Origin of the sequence: Paenibacillus oceani (assembly GCF_014705615.1) — a bacterium.
GTDB classification, from domain to species: Bacteria; Bacillota; Bacilli; order Paenibacillales; family NBRC-103111; genus Paenibacillus_AB; species Paenibacillus_AB oceani.
On the sequence record NZ_JACXJA010000022.1, the window covers coordinates 71,761 to 83,855 of the forward strand.

Sequence of the window (12,095 nt, forward strand, 5' to 3'; positions counted from 1 at the left end):
GGTTGGGTTTGACGCTTACGGAGCAAGCGAAGCAACATTTGCGGACGACCGATATAAAGTTGAAGGATATGCTGGCACAGGTCGGCTATGTTGATCAGGCGAACTTCAACCGGAAGTTCAAAAGAGCGGAGGGGCTGACGCCGCTGGAATATCGGACGATGCACCGGCAAACCGAATCGATTTTCATTGATTGACGGGTGTTTACTGCCACAATGAACATGCGCTTGAAAGGCGCGAGAGCGTTGTGCTGAATGCAGCAGCTGGTTGTAGAAGCGCCACAAATCAATCGTCGTTCATGTGGATTCGCGGCTGACAGGATAGGCGGAGGGTAGCACAAAAAGAACTCTCCGGACTCGGAGGGTTCTTTTTGCTGTGAAAATCTAAACGCTCGCTTGAACGAGCTTCATCTTGAAAAATGCCAATAAAAAATACTATTGCTTGAATACACCAATCAAGTATCTTCCGATGTCAGCGACGTGAATAGTCATTGTTCTGCGAACCTCTAGGGGGACCGGGTTAGAGAAACCTTGAATCTCGTAAGTGAAGTCACCTTTATAGTCAATTTCTTTTAAGGTACGCATCATTCTATGCCAATCCACATGACCATAAAACGGTGCCAGATGCTCATCTGCATGGCCGTGATTATCAGCGATATGAGTCGATTTAAGTCTGGAGCCGATTAATCGAAGCTCGTCGGCCTGATCTTTTATGCAAAAGCTAATGTTAGCATGTCCGAAGTCCCAGCACACTCCTGCGTTAGATCGTTTAAACGCATCGACCAGCTCGGCAAGATCCTCCCCGTTGCATGCATATTCATACGTTCCATCCCACTGCACCATGTTTTCAAAGGAAAGTCCGAAACCCAGCTTATCTGCCTCTTCGAGAATAGGCCCGTAATAGTCCAAATTTAATTTCAAATAATCTTGTCTGGAATAGTTCTCTTTAAACTCGTGGAGAGGATGAGTAACGGCCCAATCTGCTTTGAGTATGCCTGTACCGACGATGGAGCGCTGCAAAAGCTCTCTTTCCCAACCGTGATCGGTTATTCTAGGATCATTCGGATCGTACATATGCAGATGGGTTTGCGAGAAGGTTACTCCCAGCTCATCCGCAAATTTCTTGAAGGAGACGAGGGAGTCGTACCAGTTATCTTGTGCAACCGGACGACCTGGTCTGCCTTGGTCGCAGAAGTTAAAGTCGAAAACGTTGAAACCTGATTCCAAGCCTATTTCAAGACAACGCTCAGGCGAGATGACTCCGAAATCGTCAAATACTTTGTCCAACAAGTTTGTCGATGTGGATAAACGCATTGCATGATCCTCCTTGTGGTAGAAAAATGGGGTGCGTACCTTGGAAGCTGTCATTGTACACATTTATTATTGAAAAATAATTCATGATCAACAACCTTGAAAATCAATGTACTGTCGTCATAATCATGCATTATTTTCGAAGCCATTTGTCATGCCCCTGCGAATTGGCATATTAATCATTACTCTTGTTCCTTTGCCTGGTTCAGACATTATGGTAAGCCCGTAATTTTCCCCGTAATATAACTGCAGCCGATTGTGTACGCTGGCAATTCCGAAATGTTTTTTGTTGGCGTTAATATCATAATTTCGGATTTTATTCATTAAGGCATCCAGGTTCTCTTCCGTCATTCCATTTCCGTTGTCTTCAACCATACACACAAAGTCCTGGCCTTCCTGATAGCCAGTCACTTTTATTTCTCCCTGTTTACGCCCTTTGAAACCATGCTTGAAGCAGTTTTCAACAAGCGGTTGAAGAATAAAGGAAGGCACCAACTGCTGTTGAACGGCTTCTTCAAATTCGATGGTATACGTGATGAGATCATCCTTAAGGAACGATTCCAGCTTGCAGTAGGAGATCAGCTCAGCCCACATATCCATAACGCAAATAAACTCCCGATTCGCATGAAGCGTGTGATGCAGAAAAGAGGAGAAGTTTTGAATGATGTCGACAGCCTTATCATACTCTTTGAATTTCATCGTCCATATAATAGAGTCCAAAATATTATAAATAAAATGCGGATCTATACTGTTGCGGTATATGCGAAGCTGCGTTTCCTTTTTGTATAGGCTCGCCTTGTAAACCTCATCGATCAAGCGGTCGATACGCCGCACCATATCGTTCAGGCTTTGAAACAAGAACGAGAATTCATCCTTGCGGTTTGTTACAAATTCAACCTTCTCATTATTCTTCTCATAGTTAATTTGGCGATACCTTTTGATCATCGCGGAGAGCTGATAAATTGGAGCGGTAACATGATCCAGTACACGATAGAGGAACACAAGCATCACTAAGGAAAAAACAAAAACGATGAAAAGGAGCACGGATCGCACTTTATATATTCCGGCGAAAACTTCCTTCTCCGGCAGCAATTTCGAATAGTTCCAGCCATACTTATCGGATTCTCCGCTAATGACGATATAGGACTGACCGTCAATGAATAAACGTTCTCCAGTCGGTACGCTCTTGATGATCGGCATGATTGCCGAGGGGTCCGCATTTGCGCTGTTGGCAATTACCTCATTATGCTCGTTGCTAATGATTTGAAGAGAATTGGGGTATACGTTATCCTTCACCAATATTTCCTTAAACGAATATTGCAGCATGTTGACTGAAAGCAGGGCGACAGGATTATCGAAATAGTTCTTCCTTACTTGTCCGGCCAAAGCTACGAGAGAGGCGGAGCCTGTAGCAAGGTCACGGGTATGAATCAAACCAGGATTTTTCAGCTCCTCCGCAGTAAAGCCCTCAACCCAATAGTTGCTATTATGCTTCACAATACTGGAATCGTCGGTAGAAACGATTACTCCGCTGCGAATATCTTTGAAATAAATGGAGTGAACTTTGTAATTAGAAGAAAACAACATGCTTTCAAGCTTCGTCAAAATCATTTTGTAATTAACCTCATGGGGTTCCTTGGATAATTCTTTCGTAATCTCTTTATCGAAGGAAACCGTATAGTAGGCTTGATCCAAATACTTGAACTGATCATCCATCTGCTTAATCGCGAAGTTGATCTCTAGATTTGCGTTATGAATGGCTTGCTCTTGTAGATCGCTTTCAATGATGTTATAGCTTGCAACGCCAGCCACTGTCGTCGCAACGGCAAAAAAAGCAATAATGGCGATAAATGTTTTCCACTTGATTGAATGTAGCATCCGCACTCCTTATGTTTAACCGCTCACGGGTAATCTTTTGCCTTGATACTCTTTCGGTGTCATGCCCGTAAGCTTTTTGAATAGAAAGTGGAAGTTCTTCTGCTCCAGACCGATCCGGGCGCAAACATCGCCAACCTTGGCGTAGGGATTCGCCAGATGCTTCTTGGCCAGCTCTATGCGATACATATTCATATATTCCGTGTAACCAATGTGAATATCTTCTTTAAATGCTTTACTTAAATACACGTAACTCGTATTAAGCTTGCTCGCTATAAATTTCAAATTTAAGCCGACTTCGATGTGCTCCACCGAATAGGACAAAGCCAGTTTGACGATCGGACGTATTTTTTGCAATTGTTTTTTCTTGACCTCGTTGGAAATAGTTCCGAGCACTTCAAGCATGTAACTCTTCAGCTCAGTTAGATTTGTCATCAGCTCGAAATCCGCCAGAATGGCTTCTTGAGTGAAATTTTCCATAACCGAAAGCTCCGACGATAATCGGAAGACGCACTCACTGCATTGATTAATCATGTGGGTAATACTGCTATTTGTATCCCTCCATTTCACCATCATACTCTCGATGTATTCCAATGCTTCAGCATCCCATTCCGCTTCTATGCACTTGATCAAGTAGGAGCAATCGAGATAAATCGTTTTATAGCTTTTTCGCTTCAACTGCAAGTCGTTTTGGATTTGTTCATAAAAGGTGACCAGCCCCAGGTTATGCAAAAAACCGTAACGATAAGCCTGCAGAGCGCTCTCATAGGATTCCTTGATCTGATTTGCATCGCACACGATAATTCCGGCGCCGATACGCACCTTTTTTCTGAATTTAAAGATCTTGTAAAGGCTTTCGAAATAATAGCTGTCTAGAGGCTTGTCGTAGAAAATAACCCCCGTAAGCAGAGCTCCGCATTGCATCAGCATAATCTTCTTGTCTGAATTCGCCACTTCTTCTTTCAATTTGCGCATAGAGATGTGTTCGCCGTATCCCCTAAGCACGAATACGGCGGCTATGTTGTGATCCAACTCGCTTTGCAATACTTCAAACGCTTGTTGAAGCAGGGAATAATCTACCGGTCTGTTCATCAGATAAGCCTCAAGTGTTGAAGAAAGCTCCTGCAAGGCTAGAAGCGAGGCAAGCGCATGCGCCTCCTGGTCTTTTCTGATTTGGCTAATAGCGTTAGAAACTTTATCCAGTAGCTCCTTCTCGTCGACCGGTTTAAGCTGATAAGCGAATACGCCTAATTGAATGGCCTGATGGGCATAGGAAAAACGCTCATAAGCGCTAATAATGATAACTTTGGTCTGAGGCATGCGTTCACAGATATATGCGGATAGCTCCATTCCGGTTCCGTTCTCCATCTCAATATCCGTAATGACGATATGGGCTTTGTTGCGGCTCAGAAATTCTATGGCTGCTTGTCCGGAGTCAAACGCGCCGACTACGCGCGCGTCTAAGGAAGCCCAATCCATAAGATGTACAAGCCCTTCACGAGTTACTTTCTTGTCCTCGACGATGACGATATCGAACATTCTGTACTCCTCCAATCCGAAGGTACCAGGGGGACTCGGTTAATCTAACATCAATTTATCATATGAATGTTAACGCAATGTCAACCGTTGTGTGTTCACGAATGGCTTTCATGAGATCGGTTGATTTTCGGGAGGATACATTAATGTTATGGATTGTGAGCGATGATAGCGGTTTGTTAAGCTTCAAGTGAAAGTTGGGAGAAACAAGACAAGGGAGGAGATGGAAGTTATACGTACAACTAAACTTGAGGCCAACCCGTCCATGCGGCCATCAAGCCCCAAAATAACTACAGTCATTCGGAATATATACAAGCAGCGTCAACTTTTTTACATTTTGATTATTCCGTTGGCTCTATACTTGCTATTCGAATATATTCCAATGCTGAAGCTGCGATGGGCGTTTACCAATTATGGAGAGGTTCCTTTATCCCAAGTCTCCTATATTGGATTCGATAATTTCCGAAGACTCATCGACTCGGCATCTTTTATGAACGCCTTCAAAAATACGATAATCATTAGCTTAATGAAGCTGATTTTTGGTTTCCCTGTTCCTATTCTGATCGCGCTGATGCTCAATGAGATCACGTCAAGGCTATACAAAAAAATCGTGCAAACGATTATTTATTTCCCGCATTTCTTATCATGGGTCGTAATCGGCAGTATTTGGTTTCTTATTCTCGCTCCTCAAAACAGCATTAACTCGCAGTTGGCGACTTTGATGGGCGTGGAGCCAGCTTATTGGTTTGCAAGCAAAGAGCATATTCGCGAATTGCTGGTACTTTCCGATATCTGGGCAGGAGCCGGCTATGCAGCTATTGTTTATTTAGCCGCCATTACGTCCATTGATCCTGCTCTGTACGAAGCGGCTAAAGTAGACGGCGCCGGCAAGTTGTCGCAAATATGGAACATTACGTTGGCATCTATTCGTCCGACGATCGTCATTATGTTGATCTTTGAGCTTGGGAAAATATTGAACATATTCGACCAGGTGCTCATTATGGCTGCTCCTGTCGTCTATGAGACGGCGGACGTCGTTCAAACCTACGCTTATCGGACGGGAATTGGCGAGATGAAGATCGGATACAGTATGGCTGTTAGTATTTTTAAAGCCTCCATCGGCTTTATGCTTGTACTGATTACGAATTCAATCGCCAAAAAAATTAACGATGAAGGCGTATTTTAAAAGGATTAGGATTTGTATCGCACAGCTCATAATGATTTTATAGTTCTCGGTAAACGGTGCCTCGTCCTTAAGACGACAAAGCCGTTGATCCTTGAGACAGGAGGGAGCAAGCAGTGCTGCTGATCAAGCAAACTTTAGAGGAAAGGGCAGTCAAAGCGACTTCCATTATCGTGATGGGCTTATTCGCTTTAAGCGTTCTGCTGCCGATTATGTACGTTGTTCAGCTCACATTCTCGACTTCTTCCGATGCGTCATTCCGCATATTTCCCAGAGGCTTTACTCTGGATCATTATAAATATGTACTGGAAAATAAACTCATTCAGGGGCCGTTTTTAAATTCCTTGTTCGTAACCGCGTGCAGCCTTGTCGTATCGATGGTTTTGACGATTGGAATAGCTTACCCGCTTGCAAGACGGGAGCTTGTAGGGAGAAGGATGCTCAATTTTATTGTTTTGCTTCCGATGCTGCTGAGTCTCGGATTTTTGCCCAAGTATTTGCTAGTCAAGGACTTAGGGATGCTTAACTCGTTTACGGCTTTAGTTTTTCCGGCTGCACTAAACACTTTTAACATTCTGATTATGAGAAATTTTTTAGAGAGCATACCGTCTGAGCTCATTGAGAGTGCGAGAATCGACGGCTGTTCCGAGATCAAAATACTTTTTAAAATCGTACTTCCCTTATCGACTGCCGCGCTGGCAACCATCGGATTATTTTACATGGTAGCTTCGTGGAACAACTATCTGGAGGTCATCCTTTATATTAATGACCCATCCATGCATACGCTGCAGGTTGTCTTGCGCACGCTTGTCATGGAGAACTCTATGGATTCGACCAGCGCGGAACAGACCCTGTTAAGAAACATTCAATACACAACGATTGTCGTAGCGTTAATTCCGGTTATGATTGTTTATCCGTTCATTCAAAAATATTTTGTTAAAGGTGTTTTAGTCGGCTCTGTAAAGGGCTGATCCAAAATAAATACTAAACAAAGAGGTGGAGAAGGAACATGAAAAAAATGAAAACGATGATTGCCTGTGTTTTAGCCGGTTCGATGGTATTGACCGCGTGCAGCTCAGGTTCCAAAAACACCGCCGACAAGTCAGCAGCGGAAAGTGAAGCAGGGAAAAAAAAGCTGGCTTCCATTACGTTTTTGAGCAAAGACTACTACAATACGCCCGAAGTAGCGCAAATGCTGTCGGAACAGTTTAAGAGTAAAACAGGGGTTGGACTGGATATTAAGCATGTTCCGTCAAACAACTGGGAAGATAAAGTCACGGCAACTTTTGTTTCCGGGGACATGCCGGACCTTGCACGCCTGCCCTCCAACCCATATCCGCTAGTAAAGCAGGATTTCCTCGTTCCGCTCGACGATTATATTAACGCAAACCCGAGAGTAAAAGCGATACTCGATGCCAACCCGAATGTCGTTGAGCCGTTTAAATATTTCGGAAAAACGTACGCCTTATCCGTTAACAACCAGAAATTCATGAACTTGTGGCTGCGTACGGATTGGTTACAGAAGCTTGGAGTCGGCCAGCCGAAAACGATGGATGAGTTGATTAACATTTTGACTTTATTCCGGGATCATGATCTGGATCAAAATGGGAAAAAGGATACGATTCCGTTGACTCTCTCCGCTGTATTGAAGGACCAGGAAATGTTCGCCGATTATTTCGGTACACGTAATCAGATTTATATGAAGGACGGAAAAGCTGTCGTTCCGTTCCTCACCCCTAACTACAAAGAATATATGGATTTTATGAGTAAATTATATAAAGATAGATTGATTGATCTGGAGATGCCTACAAATACGAGCTACGGCGCAGTACGAACCAAGTTTATTAACGGTCAAGCCGGTGCTATTATCATGTGGGACGATATTTACGATACGCTTAAGGAAGGTCTGGACAAAAACTTCAAGGGTGCAGATGTTGAATATCTACAGCCCTTTAAAGGGGATAAAGGGGTGTTCGGACTCTCTTACTTTGAGGCAGACTCCCCAATCGGTATTACTAGCGCGAGCAAGCAGCCTAAAGAAACATTTGATACTTTTTTCACCTGGCTGCTGACTGATATGGAAGCCATTATCGCAACTAGCCGTGGAATTAAAGGCTACCACTACGATCTGGTTGAGGGCAAACTTGTTCCGAATTCGGCTAACGGAGGCGTAGGTTTCCGGGGACAATCGTTCCCTCCATTGGACAGAAACTTCAAATATCCGTTTGCATTCGACGAGGAAACTCAAAGGGAATATGAGAACATTGTCGAAATTGCAAAGCTTGGCGATACCTTCATGGATCATGTTGTTACGGATACGCCGTCCAGCGAGTTCTCCCGCTACAGCAACATTGCAAGTGATTTGAAAGCTAAAACTACGGATTTATTCCACAACTATGTAATGGGCAAGATTGATTACGATGGCTATGTGGCAAGCTTTAACAGCTACGCCAAGGAAGTTGACCTTAACGCAGTCGTGCACGAAATCAATAAATAAAAGCGACTGGGGAGGCGAGTGGAAAGATTGGCATCCTCCGGCTGTTCTTTCCATCTTCTCTTCTTTATATCGGAGGTGAAGTGGTGCTTAAACCATTCCTATATGAGACGGAAGGTTCAGGATATACCAAAACAAAAAAAATTCCGGTGCTTCCCTTGAAGCAATTTGATCCATTTTTTCGCTACGGGGATCGAGAGCTTTGGAAATCTGTTAACAGTCAGATTCGAGATCTCATCATGGAGCAGGTTCAACCGTACAAAAGCTTTTCTTATCCGATGCTGAAGGCTACAGACTTTATGGCCTTTTTCAAAAACGGCGATCGGTCGGTCTTTGAAACGCCATATTTTGAACGAAGACACGCTCTGTCCACATTGACTTTAGCCGAGTGTTTTGCAGGCGACGGCTTGTATTTGGAAGATATTATTAATGGCGTCTGGTGTATTTGCGAGGAAAGCTCCTGGGTCGTTTCAGCGCATAACTTTATCTATGAGCCGGAGCCGATTAACGGCGAACGAACGCTGCCGGATATAGACAATAGCGCATTGGATATTTTCGCAAGTGAAACCGGAATGACGCTGGCCATGGTGTATTATCTGCTAAAAGATCAATTGGATCAGATCGAGCCGCTTGTAAGCCGCCGTATTAAGCGAGAGCTCAAACGTCGAATTATCAACCCGTTCCTGACGAGATACGATTATTGGTGGATGGGGTATAGCGACCGGAGGGATATGAACAACTGGAATCCCTGGTGTGTGGTCAACAGCTTGATCAGCATTTTGTTCTGCGAGGAGGACGACGATCTTCGTAAAAGAGGAATCGTTCGCGCCCTGGACATGCTGGATTACTACTTGCAAGGAATTGACGAGGACGGGGGCATTGACGAAGGCGCCACCTATTGGGGGAGATCCTGCGGCATGCTGTTGGAGGGACTAGCTCTCGTTCATTACGCGACCGGCGGCTCCATTGATATTTATCAAGAGCGGAAGCTCCGCAATTTCACCGATTATATCCGGAAAATGTATATCGGCAAGGGTTACGTCGTGAATTTCGCTGACGGAAGCGCAAAATATAACCCTGCAGCCGAAATCATTTATACCGCAGGCAAATATATGAGGGATTCAAAGTTGGAGGATTTCGGAGCCTACTGCTTTAAAGATCAATTGGACAACAACATTTTTCCGCTGCATTCCCTTTCCAGGGCCATGTCTTCCATCGTCCGGTCCGATGACATGGTAGAGAAGGCAATGTCGGTGACATTTGAAAAAGAAACCTTTATTCCAAGCATGGGCATCCTGGTAGCAAGGGAACTCGAAGAACCGGATCGCGGATTATTCCTTTGCGTTAAGGGAGGCAGCAATGGAGACAGCCATAATCATAACGATGTCGGGAACTTTGTCGTGTTCTATAACGCGAGTCCGATCCTCATTGACATCGGTGTTGAGGTATACCGCAGGGAATTTTTCGGCCAGAAACGGTACGATATATGGACCATGCAGTCCCAATATCATAATCTGCCGACCGTTAATGGAATCATGCAGAGCGCGGGAGCCGATTTTTATGCAGAGCAAGTATGCTACAGCTCAACCGAACATTCGGCAAGCTTATCTATGGACATAAGTAAAGCGTATGAAGCAAAAGCTTATGTGAAGGAATACAGGCGTCATGCTTCGTTGGACCGGTTGAACCAAACCGTCGTGATTCATGACCGCTATGAGCTTGAAAAAAATAAAAGCTTGTCGCATCATTTTATTACTCCTTGCGAAGTGAGGCATATCGCAGGAGGCCTATTATTCATATCCGGCAGAGATGCAGTCCAAATGTTAGTTGATACCAACAGTTTTCATATTGCAATTGAAGAGATGCCACTAACTGACATGAAACTCAAGTCGAGTTGGGGGGACAAATTATTCCGGGTTGTACTGAAGCAGAAGCAAGTAGAGCTGTGCGGTGAAGTGATGTTTACATTATTAAAAGTCTGAAAATTCATAGTATTACGTATGATCAGTCGATCGAAGGCTGGGATATAAACGAAACGACATAGGGAGTGTTAGGCATGGATCGATCCATTCAAGAGAATTTAGTGGAATTTAACAAAAACGGATATACCGTAATTAGAGGAGCGCTGCAAGTAAAAGAAGCGGAAGCGTTAAAAAGAGGTGTGCTGGAAGCAATGGACGGACCGGGTGACGGGTACAGGGACGGGCTCCGGACACGCATGTTTGAGAAGGGTGAGCAGTTCCAGCGGCTGATCATGCAGCCTGGCGTCGTCGATTTAGCGGAGGCGGTGCTCGGTCCGAAATGTCATATGTTCGCAATGAACGCGATGAGAACACCCCGAGGCAAGGGCATCGATAATTGGCATGTGGACGAAGAACTGTTCTTCCCGCTTCCGGAAGGTGTTGAATTCGATCCACGGATGCAAATGCCTACATTTCTGATCACGTGCATCTATTATCTAGTAGATGTGACGGAAAAGATGGGACCTACCCAGGTTATTCCCGGAAGTCACCGCAGCGGCCAGGAGCCTGATCCGGAGCACGATTCTCCGTTATACAAGGGACAAGGACCGGTGTCGATTTTGGCCAAGCAGGGCGATTGCCTTATTTTCACAGGACAGTTATGGCACCGGGGTGCGCGCAATGAGAGCGATGAGCCTCGAGTCGTACAGCAAGTAATGTATGGAAAGCGATGGATATCGCAACGTTTCTATCCGTTCGTCAATTATAAGATGCCTCAAGAAATCGTGGAGCGCTGGAAAGAGCACCCGCGAATGAGCCGGTTGTTGGGAATGCACCCAAGAGGGCCATATGGATAATACAAAGAACTTATAGGATGTAATCAATCAGAGGCTGCCGGGAGAACGATCGGCAGCTTCATTTTCGTTCAGCAGGTAGAGTTCAATAAAGGAGATATTTATTACGGAAATTTAACTATTTTGTGAGATGATTTTGGGAAAGAGCTGTTTGGGCCAAAACAATCAGAGAGGGTGGTACGATGAGACCGGCACAAAGCTATACGATTTGGTTTTCACAGCGAACGGGAAGCACCTTACTTAATTATGCACTTTTCTCAACGGGGGTAGCGGGCGATCCGGGCGAGTGGCTGCATTATAGTCAGAGAGATCCAGAAACGATTTCCAAGGAAGTTATGGAGCAGATTTGGAAAGAGGGGACGACCCCGAACGGAGTATTCGGACTAAAAACTTCATTTGATTCCCGCTGGATTGACTCATTCTGAACTATTTTCGATATACCTGCAACTGCCTCCAGGGCTGCGGTATGGAGCGAAGCTTTTCCAAACTGCAACAAGCATATCTTTATGACCCGGAGGAAATAAAGTACGATTGGCGGTTTCCTGGTGGAGAGCGATTGTATCTGGAGAGTGGCACAGAAAGTATGGGGAGAAGCCGCAGGAGCATGAACTTTCGGATAAGTACAAGTTTGACGCTATTAATCATTTGTTCACCGAATGCTCTCTGAGAGAAGCTGCTTTGGAAGAGTTCTTCTCCGAGGCGGGGATTGTTCCGCTAAGGCTTGTGATGCCGACCTGTCTGTACTTCTCGGGCATTGTCATCACAAACGCTATCGCTCGACAAAGTGAACAAAGTCCAAGAACTCATTTGGCTGTGCACCAGCTGTCATGCATGGGTTCATAATTCCGGACTTCCCGTTTGTTGGCGGTACCCCAAGCTTAAAAG

General features: G+C 44.8%; 11 protein-coding genes. 8 read left to right on the forward strand and 3 right to left on the reverse strand.

Annotation, left to right across the window (positions count from 1 at the left end; all coding sequences use genetic code 11):
- Positions 1–8 precede the first annotated feature (8 nt).
- The gene (locus IDH45_RS17380) at positions 9–194 is read left to right on the forward strand and encodes an AraC family transcriptional regulator (protein ID WP_190929394.1); all 186 of its coding nucleotides are present in this window, start codon (positions 9–11) and stop codon (positions 192–194) included.
- A 237-nt stretch (positions 195–431) separates the two neighbouring features.
- Here the strand turns inward: IDH45_RS17380 and IDH45_RS17385 are convergent, their stop codons facing one another.
- The 3 genes from IDH45_RS17385 to IDH45_RS17395 form a co-directional block, all read right to left on the reverse strand.
- Positions 432–1,310: a sugar phosphate isomerase/epimerase family protein gene (locus tag IDH45_RS17385; protein ID WP_190929395.1), complete on the reverse strand. Its 879-nt coding sequence runs from the start codon at positions 1,308–1,310 to the stop codon at positions 432–434.
- Between the two features lie 123 nt (positions 1,311–1,433).
- Positions 1,434–3,185 (reverse strand): sensor histidine kinase, encoded by a 1,752-nt coding sequence (locus IDH45_RS17390; RefSeq protein ID WP_190929396.1) that lies wholly within the window; start codon positions 3,183–3,185, stop codon positions 1,434–1,436.
- 15 nt (positions 3,186–3,200) lie between these two features.
- On the reverse strand, positions 3,201–4,721 hold the full coding sequence (locus IDH45_RS17395; protein WP_190929397.1) for a response regulator transcription factor: 1,521 nt from the start codon (positions 4,719–4,721) through the stop codon (positions 3,201–3,203).
- 220 nt (positions 4,722–4,941) lie between these two features.
- Between IDH45_RS17395 and IDH45_RS17400 the strand changes: the two genes are divergently transcribed.
- The 7 genes from IDH45_RS17400 to IDH45_RS35300 all read left to right on the forward strand — a co-directional run bounded on the left by IDH45_RS17400 (position 4,942) and on the right by IDH45_RS35300 (position 12,053).
- The gene (locus IDH45_RS17400; protein WP_190929398.1) at positions 4,942–5,904 is read left to right on the forward strand and encodes an ABC transporter permease; all 963 of its coding nucleotides are present in this window, start codon (positions 4,942–4,944) and stop codon (positions 5,902–5,904) included.
- Between the two features lie 113 nt (positions 5,905–6,017).
- Complete coding sequence (locus IDH45_RS17405; RefSeq protein ID WP_190929399.1) at positions 6,018–6,872, forward strand: carbohydrate ABC transporter permease; 855 nt, start codon at positions 6,018–6,020, stop codon at positions 6,870–6,872.
- Positions 6,873–6,910: 38 nt separating this feature from the next.
- Positions 6,911–8,398, forward strand: coding sequence for an extracellular solute-binding protein (locus tag IDH45_RS17410; RefSeq protein WP_190929400.1), 1,488 nt, complete (start codon positions 6,911–6,913; stop codon positions 8,396–8,398).
- An 83-nt stretch (positions 8,399–8,481) separates the two neighbouring features.
- Positions 8,482–10,377: a heparinase II/III domain-containing protein gene (locus IDH45_RS35000; RefSeq protein ID WP_190929401.1), complete on the forward strand. Its 1,896-nt coding sequence runs from the start codon at positions 8,482–8,484 to the stop codon at positions 10,375–10,377.
- A 74-nt stretch (positions 10,378–10,451) separates the two neighbouring features.
- The gene (locus IDH45_RS17420; RefSeq protein ID WP_190929402.1) at positions 10,452–11,213 is read left to right on the forward strand and encodes a phytanoyl-CoA dioxygenase family protein; all 762 of its coding nucleotides are present in this window, start codon (positions 10,452–10,454) and stop codon (positions 11,211–11,213) included.
- Between the two features lie 179 nt (positions 11,214–11,392).
- Positions 11,393–11,635, forward strand: coding sequence for a Stf0 sulfotransferase family protein (locus IDH45_RS34695; protein ID WP_263364829.1), 243 nt, complete (start codon positions 11,393–11,395; stop codon positions 11,633–11,635).
- A gap of 106 nt (positions 11,636–11,741) precedes the next feature.
- Positions 11,742–12,053, forward strand: a complete 312-nt coding sequence (locus tag IDH45_RS35300) for a Stf0 family sulfotransferase (protein WP_397327083.1) — start codon at positions 11,742–11,744, stop codon at positions 12,051–12,053.
- The last annotated feature ends 42 nt before the right edge of the window (positions 12,054–12,095 follow it).